This window comes from Streptomyces sp. P9-2B-2, assembly GCF_030406865.1.
GTDB lineage: Bacteria > Actinomycetota > Actinomycetes > Streptomycetales > Streptomycetaceae > Streptomyces > Streptomyces platensis.
The window spans coordinates 1,387,707-1,404,587 of the sequence record NZ_CP129126.1 but is presented as its reverse complement, the minus strand read 5'-3'; the positions used below and the strand labels follow the sequence as shown (position 1 = coordinate 1,404,587).

The window sequence follows — 16,881 nt, the reverse complement described above, 5'->3', positions numbered from 1 at the left end:
ACCCCACAGGGGCTACGAACCCGAGCCCCGCACCTCCACGTCGGCCGCCCGCACATAGCCGACCCGGTGCCCGAGCTGGATCTCGTAGTAGACGTCCTCGCCGCGCACGACCGTGTGCTTGGTGACATCGAAGGTCGGGGAGTAGAAGTAGTCGCCCCGCATCCGGCCCCCGACGGCGTACTTCTGGCCTGCCGCGAGCTTGTACGGCAGTGGGGAAACCGCCTGGTAGGGCACGCCGGCCGGGTAGGCCTCCTTCTCCGGGTACGCGCGGCCGTAGACCGGGATCTCCTGCCGCCCGTCCTTCGGCGTGGCGATCAGCCCCTTGGCGTGCACCGCCACCGGCTCGTCCTGCGGATTGTGGAACCACGCCTTCTGCCCGAGGTACCAGATCGCCGTCCAGTCGCCGGACCGGCCGGCCACCGCGAACCGCTGCCCCGTAGTGGCGCGGGCACCCGTGTCATTCACCCCGGTCGTCGAGTCCTTGCCGTCCGGGTGCAGCCCGATGTCCTTGACCAGCGGCGCGTCCTCGTCCGGCGCGCTGTACAGCCGGACCGCCGTGGAGCCGTGCGGGGCACAGGTGTCACCGGCCTTCACACAGCCTGTGTACTCCGGCTCGTTCTCGTCGTAGTCGGGGCGGATGGTGATCAGCCCGCCCCGCGCGCCCGCGGTGGCCTTGAACGGCTTGCCCAGCAGGGTGAAGTAGTGCGCCCAGTCCCAGTACGGGCCGGGGTCGGTGTGCATCCCCGGGATGGTGGCCGTCGTCGTGCCGGGCACATTGTCGTGCCCCAGGATGTGCTGCCGGTCGAGCGGCACGTCGTACTTGCGGCTCAGATACTTCACCAGCCGGGCCGAGGCGCGGTACATCGCCTCCGTGTACCAGGCGTCCGGCGCGGCCAGGAAGCCTTCGTGCTCGATGCCGACGGAGTGCGAGTTGATGTACCAGTTGCCCGCATGCCAGGCGACGTCCTTGGTGGGCACATGCTGGGCGATCAGACCGTCCGCGGAACGGATCGTGTAGTTCCAGGACACATACGCCGGGTCCTTGATCAGCTTGAGCGTGGTCTCCCAGGACCCCTCGGTGTCATGGATGACGATGGCGCTGACCCGCTGGTCCGCGGGGCGGTCCGCCTTGTCGTGGTTGCCGTAGTCGCCGTCACCGAACTCCTCGTACGGCGCCGGCACGGACTCGCAGGCGACACTCCGCGGGCACTCCGGCCGGCGGGCGGCGGACGCCGTCGACGCCTTGGTGGCCGACGCGCTGAGACGTTTCTGCTGCCCGGCGTCAGGAGCCAGCCCCGGCGCGGCGGCCAGCGCGACCCGCTGCCCCGCGTCGGTGGTGCGGGCCTGGCCCTGGCGCAGCACCGCGTACACCTCGTCCGCGAAAGCCCTTCCGCTGTACGCGCTGTCCTGGCCGCCGTAGCGCGCCACCGCCGCATACCACCGGGCCGGGTCGCGGCCGGCGGCCGTGCCCAGCTTGCGCTGCTCCGCGGCGAGCAGCGCCGCACCGCCGAGTACATTCGCCGCGGGGTCGGTGCGCAGCTTCTCGGCCGGAATGCCGGTCAGCCGGGCGGCGGTCGGCAACGTACGCAATCGGGCCGGGAGTTCGGCAGGCAGCGCCGCTCGCTGCGCCGCACCGGTTGGCACCCTCTTACGGGCCCGCGCCCCGTCGCCGCGCGCGTCCTCGGCACCCTCGCTGAACTCGGGCGTGCGCGTCAGGGCCGTACGGGCGTCGGTCAGATGCATCGGCCCGTAGCCCCCCGAGACGCTGGGCGCGCCGCCGTGACCGTCCCAGCGGGACTCCAGATACGAGACACCGAGCAGCACACTGCGCGGCACATGGAAACGGTCGGCGGCCTCGGTGAAGGCCCGTTGCAGTGTGTCCGTCCGGGGCTGTCCGGCCTGGGCGGACGGCGCTCCCGCGAGCGGCAGCAGCAGCACCGCGGCCGCGACGGCGGTGGCTGATCTCCGCAGGGCGGGGCGGGGGACTCTCTTCTCGTCTTCCGGGGCGGATCCTTGCAAAGCAACCTCCTCGAGCCGGCCCGAGCCGGGGCGGTGTGACGGTGGGTGCGCAAACGGCCGCACGGGCGGGACCCGAGACTAGAGCCCCCTGTCGGCTTAGAGCTATACGTTTGCCGACGGTCCGTCAATCACCCTGCCGGTTCGGGATTCCGCATGTCAGGGCCTCTCCAGAGGAGCCTTCCCGGACCGGTGCCGGGCCTGCGGAGCGTCAGTGGAATGGACCAATGAACCGGCCCCGCGGGCAGCAGAAGAGAAGCGCCGGTGGGCGGGCCGGCCTACATGGGTGAGCGGCGCACCCCGTGCCCGGGCGCGCCGCTCACAGTCCCCCCTCGGCGGTCAGCGGGTGCCGACCGCCGCCCTCACCGCACGACGCGCCATCTGGCAGTCGTCGTGCAGTCGGCGCAGGAGCAGCCGCTGCTCCTCGCCCGCCGCGGGCACGCCGGGGTGTCCCGGCCCCGGTGCCCCCGTCGGCGTGGGCTCGCGCATGGTCCGCTGGACCGCGGTCTCATAGCGCCGGATCTCGCGGGTGAGCACCAGCATCAGATTCACCAGGAAGGCGTCCCGCGAGGCCGCTCCGGCGTTCTGGGCGAGCTGGCTGATGTGGCGGCGGGCCACTGGCGCGTCACCGAGCACCGACCACAGCGTCGCCAGGTCGTAGCCCGGCAGATACCAGCCCGCGTTGTCCCAGTCCAGCAGCACCGGGCCGGCGGGGGACAGCAGCACGTTGTTCAGCAGCGCATCGCCGTGACAGAACTGGCCCTGGGTGTGCGACAGGCCGTGCATCAGCTTCTGAAGATCACCCAGGTCCCGGTCGGTGAGCAGCCCCAGGTCGTGGTAGCGGCTGATCCGGCCCGCGTAGTCCAGCGGGGTGTCGAACAGCCCGGCCGGCGGACGCCAGAGGTTGATCCGGCAGATCGCGCCGAGCGCGGACCGGACGTCCGCGCGGGGCGGGGCCTCGGACGGGTGCCGGGTCAGGGCCGCGACCCGGCCGGGCATCCGCTCCATGATGAGCGTGCAGTTGTCGGGGTCGGCCGCCACCAGCCGCGGCACCCGAACCGGCGGACGATGCCGGACGAATGCGCGGTATGCGCTTATTTCCTGCCGGAACCTGTCCGCCCAGGCCGGCGAATGGTCCAGTAAACACTTCGCGACCGCGGTCATCCGGCCCGTCGTCCCCACGAGGAGGACGGATCTGCCGCTGCGCCGCAGCACCTGCACCGGATTGAACTCCGGGCAGATCCGGTGCACCGAGGCGACGGCGGCGCGCAACTGGGCGCCCTGGGGGCCGGACAAGTCGAGCCTTCCGCTGAGCGGTTGGGCGCCTGTCCCCTGCGCCCGCCGGGTACGGCCGCCGGGGAGACCGGGGACCGCCCCCGCGGAAGGCGTGGGGTCGAGATACGGCCCCCCTCCGGTGGGGTGCGGGCGGTGCGGCCGGGTGGGGACGGTCACGGCGGACGATGCTGCATACATGGGTGAGACAGATCCCTTCGTGCGCCGGCGAGTTGCGTGCGCTCCCCGGCCCGGTGGTGGGAACCCGTGAACGGGCCCCGTGCAGGAGGCCGATCCAGGGTCCCTGTGAAGGGCGCGCACCCTGGGGAATGCGGTCCCGCCACCAGGCCGGGGGCGGCATGTCTACAGAACACGTGGCTGCGGGTGGCAGACCATCTGGCGCAGGGTGGCGAACCCTGGCGAATGGACCCAGTGCATGTCAGCGGCCGTTACTGTCAACTCAGTCGAGGAACCTGGGGGCTTGACGTGGACAGGCAGCCGAACACCCGTCTCGCGGACCTTTTCGGCCTGGCCGGCTGGTCCAAGGGAGAGCTGGCGAGACTGGTCAACCGGCAGGCGGCGGCCATGGGCCATCCGCAGCTGGCGACCGACACCTCACGAGTGCGGCGCTGGATCGACATGGGGGAGACCCCGCGTGATCCGGTGCCCAAGGTTCTGGCTTCCCTGTTCACCGAGCGCCTCGGCCGTGTCGTAACCATCGAGGACCTCGGGTTCGCAAGAACCGGTCGCTCGGGGAAGCGGCAGGCCATGGACGGTCTGCCGTGGGCTCCCGAACGGACCGCCGCGGTCCTCACGGAATTCACGGGAATGGACCTCATGCTCAACCGACGCGGCTTGGTGGGTGCGGGCGCTGCGCTCGCCGCGGGTTCCGCGCTCACCGGCGCCATGCACGACTGGCTGCACACCGATCCGACACCGGCCGGCGCCCCACGCCACGACGCCCCGTTCGCTTCCGACTCCTTCGACGAACTCGACCAGATCGGCCTCGACCGCTACGAGGCGGCCCCCGTGGGGTCGCAGGAGATCGACGCGCTGGAGCGCTCGGTCGAGGTGTTCCGCGCCTGGGACGCGGCCCGCGGTGGCGGGCTGCAGCGCAAGGCCGTGGTGGGCCAGCTCAACGAGGTCGGCGGCATGCTCGCCTACCGCCACCCCGAGCATCTCCAGCGCAGGCTGTGGGGGGTGGCCGCCAATCTGGCGGTGCTGGCCGGCTGGATGTCCCACGACGTGGGCCTGGAGCCCACCGCCCAGAAGTACTTCATCATCGCCGCCCATGCGGCCCGCGAGGGCGGCGACCGGCCCCGCGCCGGTGAGGCGCTCTCCCGTGCCGCCCGCCAGATGGTCCATCTGGGCCGTCCGGACGACGCGCTGGATCTGATGAAGCTGGCCAAGTCCGGCTCCGGCGCGGAAACCCTGCCGCGCACCCGCGCCATGCTGCACACCATCGAGGCCTGGGCCCAGGCGTCCAAGGGGCACGGCCAGGCGATGCGCCGCACTTTGGGCGAGGCGGAGGAGTTGTTCGTCTCCGACAAGGGCGATGTGCCGCCGCCGAGCTGGATGCAGATGTTCGACGAGGCGGATCTGCACGGTATGCAGGCGCTGGCGTTCCGTACCCTCGCCGACCACGATCCGTCGGTCGCCAGGGTCGCCCAGCATCACGCCAAGCGGGCGCTGACGCTGCGGGAGAACGGCCGCCAGCGGTCGCAGATCTTCGACTACCTCTCGATGGCGTCGGCCTGCTTCATCGGCAACGACCCCGAACAGGCCGACCGTTACGCGCGGCTGGCGCTGGTGTCCATCGGGGAGAACTCCTCGCACCGGACCTGGGACCGGCTCCGTGAGATGTTCCGGCTCACGGGGCAGTACGCGAACTACGCCAAGATCCAGGACCTGCGCGAGGAGATCCAGCATGTCCTGCCGAAGGCGAAGCCGAAGACCAAGGGGTCGGGCCTGGGCCCCGGTATCGGAGCGGGGCTGGGAAAGAACCTCTCGGTCTGAGACGGGCGGTGACGCGGGGGGTGACGGTGCGTCACCTGTAGTCCCGGGTGGCGACACCTCCTCCGCGCCCCTGCCGCCTCAGCCGTCCACCGACGCTCCGCCGACCGACGTCACCAAGTGGTCGTCCAAGGCGCCGGTCCACCCTCCGCCTGCCCCGTGGTGTGTCAGCCGCCCATCCGGGCGATCAGCACACAGGCGTCGTCCTCGCGCTCGGCCGTGCCGAACTCCTCGACGACGATGCGGACGCAGTCCTGGGCACTGCGCGTCCCGGCGAACCGCGGCGCCAGGGCGAGGAGCCGCTCGGCACCCTCATGGGTGGCATCCGCGCCCTGCGCACGGCGCGGGACGAGGCCGTCGGTGTGCAGGACGAGGAGGTCGCCGGGCTCCAGTTGCTCGGTGTGCTGGGTGTAGGTCGCACCCGAAGTCGCGCCGAGAAGTACGCCCTCGGGCGGGTCCAGCGCGCGCCCCGTGCCGCCGCGGAACAGCAGCGGCGCGGGGTGTCCCGCCTGGGCCCACTCCAGCGTTCGCGCGGCGGGGTCGAACCGGCCGCACACCGCGCTGCCCAGCGCCGGCTGGGCGGCGGTGTCCAGCAGTTGGTTGACGAAGCCCATCAGGGGTCCCGGCCGGTGTCCGGCGACCGCCATACCGCGCAGGGCGCCGAGCACCATCGCCATTCCGGACGTGGCGGTGACGCCGTGCCCGGTGAGGTCGCCGACGCTCATCAGGGTGGTGCCGTCCGGGAGTTGCAGTGCGTCGTACCAGTCCCCGCCGATCAGGTCGCGGGTGCCGGACGGCAGATAGCGCCCGGCGAGGTCGAGGGCCACCGGGCCGCCGTGCGGGAACCTCAGGGAGCCGCGCCACGGCGGCAGCACGGCCTCCTGAAGCTCGACCGCAAGCCGGTGCTCGGTCTGCGCGATCTGCCGCTCGCGGTGCAGCGAGTCACGGGTCTCGCGTACCGCCTGCTGGCTGCGGCGCAGCTCGCTGACGTCCCGCAGCACGGCCCACATGCAGGCGGTACTGCCGTCGGCGTCGAGCACCGGCTCGCCCACCATGTGCACCGTGCGCAGCGTCTCGTCCGGGCGCACGATGCGGAATTCGCCGTCGATCGGCCGGCCGTCCACCAGACAGTCCGTGACCATCGTGGCCAGCCCGTCCTGGTCCTCGGGGTGTACCAGGGACGGCAGCTCGTCGAGGGTGAGCGGGCCGTCGGACGGGGCCCGGCCGAACATCGCGAACAGTTCGTCGGACCAGCTGACCTCGTCGGTGAGCAGATTCCACTCGGCGCTGCCCACCCGGCGCAGCAGCGCGCCGCGCTCATGGGGCTCGGGCCCGGGCTCCGGCGGGGCGGCCGGCGGCTCGGCCTCCACCAGGTCGTCCGCACTCTCGGCGGGCAGGCCCTCTCTCAGCTGGTCGAGATGGCCCCCGAGGTCGTCGAGGTGGTGCACCGCGAGATCGCACAGGGCCCGCTGCCAGCGCAGCTGCGGGTCGGTGGCGAGGCTGGTGTCCACCGTGGACTCCCGGACGGCGTCGAGGCCACCGCGCAGGCGGCGGGCCTGCGTGATGAGTGCCTCGACCGTTTCGCGCTCGGGGGGCCGGTCGGCTGAGTGATCCGCGAAGAGAGGGGACGGCATGACGTACTCCGTGATCAGGCGGCGCCGGGCTGAAGGGCCGGTAACGACTGTTGCACAGGCGGCGACAGTCCGTAAGGGATTTGGCACTACCCGATACGGTGGTGCATCTGGCATATGCCGTCGGCCTTCCGGGGGCAACCCCGGGGCGAATCGGCGGAATAACAGCTTCCACGCTAGGCTTCGGCCGCCGTACGCAGGCGTTCCCGTCGATCCATGAGGGGAACGACGCATACGGCCCGCGGTCACCGGCAAGAATGCCGGTCAGCGGAAATCCCGTTGCCAGCCAGTCCCCCGCACCGGATGCTGACCTCATGTTCGATCCAGACATAGCGCCCAGTGGCACCCTGCTCGGCCTCCTTCAGCGAGGCCGCGGCGACGGGACCCTGCATGCCCTCGCGGCGCCGCGGGCCGAGGCGCTCGCGGCACTCAACGACAGCGTGCTGCGCGACCCCCGGCGTGACTGGCAGGTCGAGAACCGCTCGCTCTACTACGCACGCCTCTACATGCAGCTCGACGGCGGGCTCGAGCAGATCGAACGCCACCTCTTCCACCCGGACGACCTGGTCGACACCGGCGAGGAGCGCACCGGTCTGGCCCTCGCCGTCCTCGGCCACCTCGCCGCGTACGGCAGGGACGCCGCCCGTCTGCTGCTGCGCAGCTATGCCGCGGCCGGCAGCAACTGGCGGTGGGCCCTGGACGAGCTTGCGCTGCGTGACGACGACGCCGGGCTGATGACCCTCGCGCCCGCCGTTCTCGCCCGCTTCCCCGGGACCGAGCAGGGCGAGGCCGACCTGGCCGCCGCCGTGCGCGACGCCTTCGAGCCCCGGCCCTGGCGGCTGTGGGCCGACGACCCCCGTTACGCCGAGCGGCTGGCCGCCGCCGGGGAACAGGGCTCCTTCGACCGCTGGCAGCGACAGCTTCAGCCCAGCGGGCCGCGCCCCGGCTGGAGCGTGACCGAGGTCCTGGCGTGGGCCCAGCAGGACCTGGACCCGGCGCCCACGGAACACCGGCAGTACGCCGCCGCCCGCTGCCTGGGCGCCGTCGCCGGCCCCCAGGACCGCCCCGAGCTGCTGCGCGCCGCGCGCAGCGCCCCCGACGCGGCGCGCGCCGCCGTACTCCACCACCTCGCCGAACGCGGCGACCCCGAGACCCTCGACCTGATCGAGGCCGCGGTGGCCGACCCCTTCTCCTCCGAGCAGCTGGCCTCCGCTGCGCTCGCCGCCTTCACGCGGATGCGCAGCGTGGCCGCGGTCGCGCGGGCCCGCATCTGGGCGCCGCGCACGGACCGGCTGGGCGCGGCCGCCGCCGGGGTGCTCGCCCGTCGTGGCGCACGGCACGACGCCGAGCTGGTACTGGCCGCGCTGCGCCGGACCGTACGCGAAGAGGGGCCGGACGCGGACGGCCTCTGGGAACTGGTCGACGGCACCGGCCGTCTCGGCGTCGCCTGCGCCGCCCCCGTCCTCCGCCACATCTACCGCGAAACCTCCTCCTCCCACCTCCGCGGCCGGGCCGCCGGGGCACTCGCCGCCACCGACCCCGGTTTCGCGGCCGGCTTCGCCGTCGAATGCCTCTGGGACTGCGAGGAAACCACCCGAGAACTGGCCGCTCGGCACGCCGCCACCGGTGACGACCGCGTCGTCGAACAACTCAGGCGGCTCGCCGCCGACCCGGCCGAGGAGGACGAGGTCCAAACGGCCGTCCGTAGCCGAATCGGCCCTGAGGCCTAGGCTTTTCCCCACGTTTTCGGCTTTCCCGCCGTGGGGGACCTCGCCGTTGCGCCTGCGGCGGGCTGGGTGGTTGTCGGGTGCGGTGACGGGCCTCCGGGGCCTGGTGTGTGGACGTAAAGCGAAGCAGTCCACACACCAGGCCCCTCCGGCCCGTCACCGCACCCCGACAGCCCCGCGCAGCGGACCCCGCCCGCCGCCAGGCGCAACGGCGGGGGCACCGCGGCAGCGGGCCACACGCGCCGAGCAACCCCCACGGCGGGTCCGCCAAAAACGTGGGCCACAATTTTCCGACAGGAAAGATCCCTTTGGCTCCCTCCACGCACCGTGCGCCGACAACAGCCGTATGCGTGTCGTCCTCGTCACCGAATCCTTCCCGCCTGATGTCAACGGCGTCTCCCACTGCGCCCTGCAAACCGCCCGGCACCTGGTCCGGCGCGGTCATGATCCGCTCGTCATCGCGCCGCTCGGTGGCGCCTCGGCGGCCACCGATACGGACGAGAGTCCCTGCCCCGTCGTCCGGGTGCCCTCGATGCCGCTGCCCGGTTATCCGCAGGTGCGGATCGCGCTTCCCGGGCGCCGGCTGTCCGCGGCGCTCGACGGGCACCGCCCCGATCTGGTGCATCTCGCCAGTCCCTTCGTCCTCGGCGCCCGCGGGATGGCGGCCGCCGCCCGTCGGCAGGTGCCCGCGATCGCCGTCTACCAGACCGATCTGGGCCGCTACGCCCGTACCTACCTCGGCGGGGGCGCGGCCACGGCCTGGCGGCGTATCCGGGCGGTGCATGCCGCCGCCGACCGCACGCTGGCGCCGTCCAGTGCGGCGCTGCTGGATCTGACCGAGCACGGGGTGCCGCGGGTCCACCTCTGGCCGCGTGGTGTCGACGCCGAGCGGTTCCACCCGGGGCGGCGTGACGCGGTGCTGCGCAGCTCGCTGACCGCGGGGCGGGAGCTGCTGGTGGGGTACGTGGGGCGGCTTGCGCCGGAGAAGGACGTCCGGCTGCTGGCGGAGACCTCGCGGCTGCCGGGGGTCCGCACTGTTGTCATCGGCGACGGCCCGAGCGCCGCCGGGCTGCGTACCGCGCTGCCGGAGGTCCGCTTCCTCGGCCGCCGTACCGGGGACGAACTCGCGCGGCTTTATGCGTCGTTGGATGTTTTCGTGCATACCGGGCCGTATGAGACCTTCTGCCAGACCGTGCAGGAGGCGATGGCCTCGGGCGTGCCGGTGGTGGCGCCACGGGCGGGCGGTCCGCTGGACCTGGTGGACCACGGCCGTACGGGGCTGCTGGTGACGCCCGGTGACGGCGGCGCGTTCCGGGACGCGGTGCGCTTGCTCGCGGGCAGTGCCGAGCTGCGGGCCCGGTTCGGCGCCGCGGGCCGCCGCGCCGTCGAGGACCGCTCCTGGGAGGCGGTCGGCGATCAGCTGCTGGGGCACTACGAGGCCGTGCTCAGCGACCGGCCGGCGGTGGCGGCATGAGCGCGCGACGCACCACCGGGGCGGGGCTGCGGATCGTCCGGATCGCCAACTTCGTGACTCCGGCCTCCGGCGGGCTGCGCACCGCGCTGCGCGAACTCGGTGCGGGGTACCGGGCCGCGGGGCACGAGCCGGTGCTGATCGTGCCTGGACCGCCGGGAGCGAACGGGGCGGTCGGCGTCCGCGATGAGCTCACCGCGCAGGGCCGGGTGATCACCGTGCCGGGACCGGAGCTGCCGGGCAGCGGTGGCTACCGCATGCTGACCGACCGCCGCCGGCTGGAGCGGCTGCTGCACTCGCTGGCCCCCGACCGGCTGGAGGTCTCCGACCGTACGACGCTGCGCTGGACGGGGGAGTGGGCGCGCCGGGCGCGGGTGCCCGCGGTGATGGTCTCCCACGAGAGCGTGGACGGGGTGCTGCGCACCTGGGGCGTGCCGCAGCCGCTCGCGCGCGGCGCCGCGGACCGGCTCAACCGCCGTACGGCGCATGCCTACAGCCGGGTCGTGTGCACCACCGAGTGGGCGGCGGCGGAGTTCGTCCGGGCCGGTGCGCGCAACGTGGTGCGGGCGCCGCTCGGGGTCGATCTCGCGGCCTGGCACCCGGACTGCCGCAGCGCCGAGCTGCGGCGGCAGTGCGCGGGCCGGGCGGAGGTCCTGTTGCTGCTCTGCTCCCGGCTGTCGCAGGAGAAGCGGCCTGGCCGGGCCCTGGACGCGCTGGCGGAGCTGCGGCGGCGCGGGGTCGACGCGGCGCTGGTGGTCGCCGGTGACGGGCCGCTGCGGGCGCGCCTGGAGGCCCGGGGGCGGGCCGAGCGGCTGCCCGTGGCGTTCCTCGGGCATCTCGCCGACCGTTCCCGGCTCGCCGCGCTCCAGGCCGGCGCCGACGTCTTGCTGGCGCCCGGCCCGGCGGAGACCTTCGGACTGGCGGCCCTGGAGGCGCTCGCCTGTGGCACCCCGGTGGTCGCCAGTGCGGCCTCCGCGCTGGCGAGCCTGGTCGGCAGCGTCGGGGACACGGCGCTGGACGACGGGCCGTCCTTCGCCGACGCGGTCCAGCGGGTGCTGGCCCGGCCCGAGCCCGCCCGGCGCGCCGCCGCCCGCCGGCGTGCCGAGGGCTACGGCTGGCAGCCCGCCGTCGATGCCTTCCTGGCGGCACACGACGCGCCCGCACCGGTCGGCAGGGCGCTCGCCGCCGCGGCCGTACCGCACCCGGCGCGGCCGTTGGGCGGGTGGTGACGATGGCCTCCGAGGGGGTGGTGATTCCGGCGCAGGCTCCGGGCGGTGGGCGTTCCCCGGCCCCGGGCTGTTTCGTCGCGCTCGGTGATTCGCTGACCGAGGGGCTCGGCGACCCGGTACCGGGCGGTGGCTGGCGCGGCTGGGCCGTTCTGCTGGCCGAGGCGCTGGGCGAGCGGCCCGGGAGCGTCCCGCTGGTGAATCTGGCGCGGAGCGGGGCGCAGGCCGCCGATGTCGCCGAACGGCAGCTGCCCGCGGCCCGGGCGCTCCGGCCGCGTTTCGCCTCACTGCTCGTCGGGGCGAACGACACCCTGCGCGCCGCCTTCGCCATCGAGCGGGTGGCGGCCGCGCTGGACCGGGCGCACGGCGCGCTGAGCGCCGACGGGGCCGTGGTGCTGACGGCCTGTCTGCCCGATCCGGGCCGGATGCTGGGGCTGCCCGCGCCGCTGGCCCGCCCGCTGGGGCGCCGGATGCGCGCCGTGAACACCGTCGTCCACGCGGTGGCCGCCCGCTACGAGGGTGTGCATCTGCACCTCGCCGAGTACCCGTGGGTCGCCGAACGCGCCTCCTGGAGCGTGGACCGGCTGCACCCCAGCGAGCGCGGCCACCGGCTGCTGGCCCGCGGCTTCCATACGGCGCTCGCCACCGTCGGCCTGCCCGTCGGACCGCCGCCCGCGCTCACCCTCGACGGGCCCGCGCCGACCCGTGCCGGAGCCGCGCTGTGGATGGCGACCCGGGGCACCCGCTGGGTCGCCGACCGGTGCACGGATCTGCTGCCCGGGCTGCTCGGGCTGGCGGTCCAGGAGTGCCGGCACGGCCTGGCCGGCTCCGGGCGTCTGCTGGACGCCGCGGCCGAGCACGCCACCCGCTCCGCACTCGCCGCGCTGACCCGGCCGAACGGCGCGGGCACCGGCAAAGACACCGGGACGGCGAGGGGCGCTGCGACAATGGCGGGGTGACCGGACGCTGGGAGTTCTGGATCGACCGCGGTGGCACGTTCACGGACGTCGTCGGCAGGCGGCCGGACGGGCGGCTGGCCACCACCAAGCTGCTCTCGCACCATCCGGAGCGCTATCGGGACGCCGCGGTGGCCGGCATCCGGCTGATGCTGGGCCTCGGCCCGGACGAACCGGTGCCCGCCGACCGGGTGTCGGTCGTCAAGATGGGCACCACCGTCGCCACCAACGCCCTGCTGGAACGTAAGGGCGAACCGACGGTGCTGCTGATCACCGAAGGCTTCCGGGACGCGCTGCGGATCGCCTACCAGAACCGGCCGCGGATCTTCGACCGGCGGATCGTGCTGCCCGAGGCGCTCTACGACCGGGTGATCGAGGTACCGGAGCGGATCGGCGCCCAGGGCGGCCTGGTCCGGCCGCTGGACGTGGACGAGGTCCGCCGGGCGCTGGTCCGGGCCCGCGCGGACGGTCTGCGCAGCGCCGCCGTCGTCCTGCTGCACGGCTACCGCCACGCCGAGCACGAGCGGACGGTCGCCGAGCTGGCCCGGCGCGCCGGTTTCGCCCAGGTCAGCTGCTCGCACGAGGTCAGCCCGCTGATGAAGCTGGTGCCGCGCGGCGACACCACCGTCGTCGACGCCTATCTCTCGCCGATCCTGGGCCGCTATGTCGACGAGATCGCCGCCCAGCTCCCCGGTATCCGGCTGATGTTCATGCAGTCCAACGGGGGGCTGCGGCAGGCCGTGCACTTCCGCGGCAAGGACGCGGTGCTGTCCGGGCCTGCGGGCGGTGTGGTCGGCATGGTCCGTACGTCCGCCGACGCGGGCGACGGCTACGACCGGGTGATCGGCTTCGACATGGGCGGCACCTCCACCGATGTGTCGCACTACGCCGGTGAGTTCGAGCGGGTCTTCGGCAACGAGGTCGCGGGCGTACGGATGCGCGCGCCCATGATGAACATCCACACCGTCGCGGCCGGCGGCGGCTCCGTGCTGCACTTCGACGGCCGCCGCTACCGGGTCGGCCCCGACTCGGCCGGCGCGGACCCGGGGCCGGCCTGCTACCGGCGCGGCGGCCCGCTCACCGTCACCGACGCCCATGTCATGCTCGGCCGTATCCAGCCCGCGCACTTCCCGGCGGTGTTCGGGCCGGACGGTGACCAGCCGCTGGACGCCGAGGTGGTCCGTACCCGCTTCGCGGAACTGGCCGCGCGGGCCGCCGCCGAGGCCGGGGACGACCGCGGACCCGAGGAGGTCGCGGCCGGCTTCCTGGACATCGCGGTGCTCAACATGGCCAACGCCGTCAAGAAGATCTCCGTGCAGCGCGGCCGCGACATCACCCGCTACGCGCTCACCAGCTTCGGCGGCGCCGGCGGCCAGCACGCCTGCGCGGTCGCCGACGCCCTGGGCATCGACACGGTGCTCGTCCCGCCGCTGGCCGGGGTGCTCTCCGCGTACGGCATCGGGGTCGCCGACGCCACCGCGATGCGCGAGCAGGCCGTCGAGGCGGAGTTCACCGACCCCGGGGCCGTCGGCCGGGTCCAGGAGGTGTGCGACACCCTCGCCGCGCAGACCCGGCGCGAACTCCTCGACGACGGGGTGCCGGACGCCTCCGTCACCACCCGCGCCCGGGCGCTGATCCGCTACGCCGGGACCGACTCCACCATCGGCGTCCCGCTGGCCGACGCCGACACCATGGCCGCGGAGTTCGTCCGGGCGCACCGCGAGCGCTACGCCTTCACCATGGACAAGCCCCTGGTGGCCGAGGCGGTGTCGGTCGAGGCGCTGGGAGCGGCCGGCGGCGCCGGCGGCTATGAGACACAACCCGGCGGCAGGGAAGGGGATTTGACGCCTGCCGCGACGATCCGGATGTACACCGGCGGCCGCTGGCAGGCCACCGGCCTCTACCGGCGCACCGACCTGCGCCCCGGTGACACCCTCACCGGCCCGGCCGTCATCGCCGAGGAGGACGCGACCACGGTCCTCGACCCGGACTGGCAGGCCGCCATGGGCGAGCGCGGACATCTCACGCTGACCCGGACCCGGCCGCGCACCGGCCGGGCGGCGGTCGGCACGGCGGCCGACCCGGTGATGCTGGAGGTCTTCAACAGCCTCTTCATGGCGATCGCCGAGCAGATGGGCGTCCGCCTGGAGAACACCGCACACTCCGTCAACATCAAGGAACGCCTCGACTTCTCCTGTGCGCTCTTCGACGCCGACGGCAATCTGATCGCCAACGCCCCGCACATTCCCGTGCACCTGGGCTCGATGGGGGAGTCCATCAAGGAGGTGCTGCGGCGCCGCGGCGACGAGATGCGGCCCGGCGACGTGTATGCGATCAACGATCCGTACCACGGGGGCACCCATCTCCCCGACGTCACCGTCGTCACTCCCGTCTTCGACGCCGACGGGGACACACTGCTGTTCCTGGTGGCCTCCCGCGGCCACCACGCCGAGATCGGCGGCATCACCCCGGGCTCGATGCCGGCCTTCAGCAGCACCATCCAGGAGGAGGGCATCCTCTTCGACAACTGGCTGCTGGTGCGCGACGGGGAACTGCGCGAGCGCGCGACCCGCGACCTGCTCGCCGCCGGCCCGTACCCCTCCCGCGCACCGGACGCCAACCTCGCCGATCTCCGCGCCCAGATCGCCGCCAACGAGAAGGGCATCCAGGAACTCCGGCGGATGACCGAGCAGTTCGGCCTGGCCGTCGTACGGGCCTACATGGGGCACGTCCAGGACAACGCCGAGGAATCGGTCCGGCGGATCATCGCCGGGCTGTCGGACGGCAGCTACCGTTACGAGACCGACAGCGGGGCCGAGATCCATGTGGCGCTGACCGTCGACCGCGCGGCCCGCAGCGCCGTACTGGACTTCGCCGGCACCTCACCCCAGCAGCCCGGCAACGCCAACGCCCCCAGCTCGGTGGTGATGGCGGCCGTGCTGTACGTCTTCCGCACCCTGGTCGCCGACGACATCCCGCTCAACAGCGGCTGCCTCAAGCCCGTGGAGGTCCGCATCCCGGAGGGCTCGATGCTCGCCCCCGTCTTCCCGGCGGCCACCGTCGCGGGCAATGTGGAGACCTCCCAGGCAGTCACCGGCGCCCTCTACGCCGCGCTCGGCATCCAGGCCGAGGGCTCGGGCACCATGAACAACCTCACCTTCGGCAATGACCGGGTGCAGTATTACGAGACCGTCGCCAGCGGTGCGGGCGCCGGCGACGGCTTCGACGGCGCGGATGCCGTCCAGACCCATATGACCAACTCCCGGCTGACGGACCCCGAAGTACTGGAGTGGCGCTACCCCGTCCGCGTCGACAGCTTCGCCATCCGCTCCGGCAGCGGCGGCAGGGGCCGCTGGCACGGCGGCTGCGGCGTCGAGCGCCGGCTCCGCTTCCTGGAGCCGATGACCATCGCCGTACTCACCAACCACCGCCGGATCGCCCCGTACGGCATGGCGGGCGGCGCCCCCGGCGCGCTCGGCGCCAACTCCATCGAGCGGGCGGACGGCGCACACGAGAACCTGGCGGGCTGTGACGCGGCGGACGTCGGCGTCGATGATGTGCTGGTGCTGCGCACCCCGGGGGGTGGGGGATACGGGACGCCGGACGGCGGCTGAGCGGGCGGTTGTCCGGCGATGTCGGACTCCGCGTTCGGCGCGCCCGGCTACCGCTCGGCTCCCTCGACGAGCGCTGCCTCCTCGGGGCTGGCCATGTCCAGCAGCAGCATCGCGTCGTGGTCCGCAGTGCCGGTGGGCGCCTGGTAGACGACGAGGCGCTGGCCGTCGGTGCGGAAGATCGCCATCACCTCGAAGGTGAGGGACATCGAGCCGACCTCCGGGTGCTGGAAGTGCTTTTGGCCGCCACCGCGCGCCCGGACCTCGTACCGCTCCCACAGCCGGGCGAACTCCGGACTCTTCACCACGAGTTCGCCGACGAGCTGGGCCAGCTCCGGCATGTCCGGGTCGGCCCCCGCAATCGCACGCAGGTGAGCCACGCTGTGCGCTGCCGTCTCCTCCCAGTCGCGGTACAGCCTGCGGCCCATGGGGTGCAGGAACATATAGCGGGTGATGTTGCGGCGCTCCCGCGGCCAGTCCGTGATGCCGGCGTGGAGGCGCAGGCCGGGCCGGTTTGCGGCCAGCAGATCGTTGGTGCGGCTGACGACGTACGCCGGTGAGGGGCGCAGCGTCTCCAGCAAGGCGCGAACCGGCTCCCGCACCGCACGCGCCGGGCCCGGGGACGGCGTCGGTGCCTGGCCTGCGGCGAGCGCCACCAGCTCGTGCAGCCGGTGCAGCGCGTCATCGGACAGCCGGAGCACTTCGCCGAGCGCGGCGACGACGGAGGGCGAGGGCCGGGTCTCGCGGCCGCGCTCCAGCCGTGTGTAGTAGTCGACGCTGACCCCGGCCAGCGTCGCCAGTTCCTCGCGGCGCAGCCCCGGAGTGCGGCGGATGCCTGTGCCGACGGGCAGGCCCACATCCTGCGGGCGGATCTGCCCGCGGCGGGCGCGGAGGAAGCGGCCCAGTTCCGTACCGTCGCTCATCCGGCCATTGTCGCAAAGAGCCAGGCGTGCAGGGG

Annotated in this window: 10 protein-coding genes; 6 read left to right on the top strand and 4 right to left on the bottom strand. The window is 73.4% G+C overall.

The annotated features are described in order from the left end of the window. Nucleotides 1-12 precede the first annotated feature (12 nt). The gene (locus QT196_RS05890) at nt 13-2,019 is read right to left on the bottom strand and encodes an N-acetylmuramoyl-L-alanine amidase (protein ID WP_266738970.1); all 2,007 of its coding nucleotides are present in this window, start codon (nt 2,017-2,019) and stop codon (nt 13-15) included. A 336-nt stretch (nt 2,020-2,355) separates the two neighbouring features. Beyond that, nucleotides 2,356-3,489: an aminoglycoside phosphotransferase family protein gene (locus QT196_RS05885; protein ID WP_168477937.1), complete on the bottom strand. Its 1,134-nt coding sequence runs from the start codon at nt 3,487-3,489 to the stop codon at nt 2,356-2,358. Nucleotides 3,490-3,774: 285 nt separating this feature from the next. Here QT196_RS05885 and QT196_RS05880 point away from each other — a divergent pair, with 285 nt between their 5' ends. Continuing rightward, complete coding sequence (locus tag QT196_RS05880) at nt 3,775-5,304, top strand: hypothetical protein (RefSeq protein WP_290354490.1); 1,530 nt, start codon at nt 3,775-3,777, stop codon at nt 5,302-5,304. A 164-nt stretch (nt 5,305-5,468) separates the two neighbouring features. Here the strand turns inward: QT196_RS05880 and QT196_RS05875 are convergent, their stop codons facing one another. Then, a complete protein-coding gene (locus tag QT196_RS05875) occupies nt 5,469-6,935 on the bottom strand; it encodes a SpoIIE family protein phosphatase (RefSeq protein WP_290354489.1) in 1,467 nt (488 codons plus the stop codon). A gap of 311 nt (nt 6,936-7,246) precedes the next feature. Here QT196_RS05875 and QT196_RS05870 point away from each other — a divergent pair, with 311 nt between their 5' ends. The 5 genes from QT196_RS05870 (at nt 7,247) to QT196_RS05850 (ending at nt 15,926) form a co-directional block, all read left to right on the top strand. Further along, entirely contained in the window at nt 7,247-8,662 is a 1,416-nt protein-coding gene (locus tag QT196_RS05870; RefSeq protein ID WP_168477934.1) for a HEAT repeat domain-containing protein, read from the top strand. Between the two features lie 343 nt (nt 8,663-9,005). Then, complete coding sequence (locus tag QT196_RS05865) at nt 9,006-10,133, top strand: glycosyltransferase family 1 protein (RefSeq protein ID WP_290354488.1); 1,128 nt, start codon at nt 9,006-9,008, stop codon at nt 10,131-10,133. Further along, the gene (locus tag QT196_RS05860; protein ID WP_168477933.1) at nt 10,130-11,359 is read left to right on the top strand and encodes a glycosyltransferase; all 1,230 of its coding nucleotides are present in this window, start codon (nt 10,130-10,132) and stop codon (nt 11,357-11,359) included. Before QT196_RS05865 ends, QT196_RS05860 begins: the two co-directional genes overlap by 4 nt. Then, complete coding sequence (locus tag QT196_RS05855) at nt 11,356-12,315, top strand: SGNH/GDSL hydrolase family protein (RefSeq protein WP_290354487.1); 960 nt, start codon at nt 11,356-11,358, stop codon at nt 12,313-12,315. The genes QT196_RS05860 and QT196_RS05855 overlap by 4 nt, the downstream gene beginning before the upstream one ends. Further along, on the top strand, nt 12,312-15,926 hold the full coding sequence (locus QT196_RS05850; protein WP_290354486.1) for a hydantoinase B/oxoprolinase family protein: 3,615 nt from the start codon (nt 12,312-12,314) through the stop codon (nt 15,924-15,926). The genes QT196_RS05855 and QT196_RS05850 overlap by 4 nt, the downstream gene beginning before the upstream one ends. Before the next feature lie 47 nt (nt 15,927-15,973). Here QT196_RS05850 and QT196_RS05845 read toward each other — a convergent pair whose 3' ends face one another. Next, complete coding sequence (locus QT196_RS05845; RefSeq protein ID WP_168477930.1) at nt 15,974-16,846, bottom strand: helix-turn-helix transcriptional regulator; 873 nt, start codon at nt 16,844-16,846, stop codon at nt 15,974-15,976. Nucleotides 16,847-16,881: the final 35 nt, after the last annotated feature.

Excerpts from the sequence above, each read along its gene's own strand:
- QT196_RS05875 (WP_290354489.1), bottom strand. The coding sequence starts at position 6,935 with ATGCCGTCCCCTCTCTTCGCGGATCACTCAGCCGACCGGCCCCCCGAG.
- QT196_RS05865 (WP_290354488.1), top strand. The coding sequence starts at position 9,006 with ATGCGTGTCGTCCTCGTCACCGAATCCTTCCCGCCTGATGTCAACGGC.
- QT196_RS05885 (WP_168477937.1), bottom strand. The coding sequence starts at position 3,489 with ATGTATGCAGCATCGTCCGCCGTGACCGTCCCCACCCGGCCGCACCGC.
- QT196_RS05870 (WP_168477934.1), top strand. The coding sequence starts at position 7,247 with ATGTTCGATCCAGACATAGCGCCCAGTGGCACCCTGCTCGGCCTCCTT.
- QT196_RS05860 (WP_168477933.1), top strand. The coding sequence starts at position 10,130 with ATGAGCGCGCGACGCACCACCGGGGCGGGGCTGCGGATCGTCCGGATC.
- QT196_RS05845 (WP_168477930.1), bottom strand. The coding sequence starts at position 16,846 with ATGAGCGACGGTACGGAACTGGGCCGCTTCCTCCGCGCCCGCCGCGGG.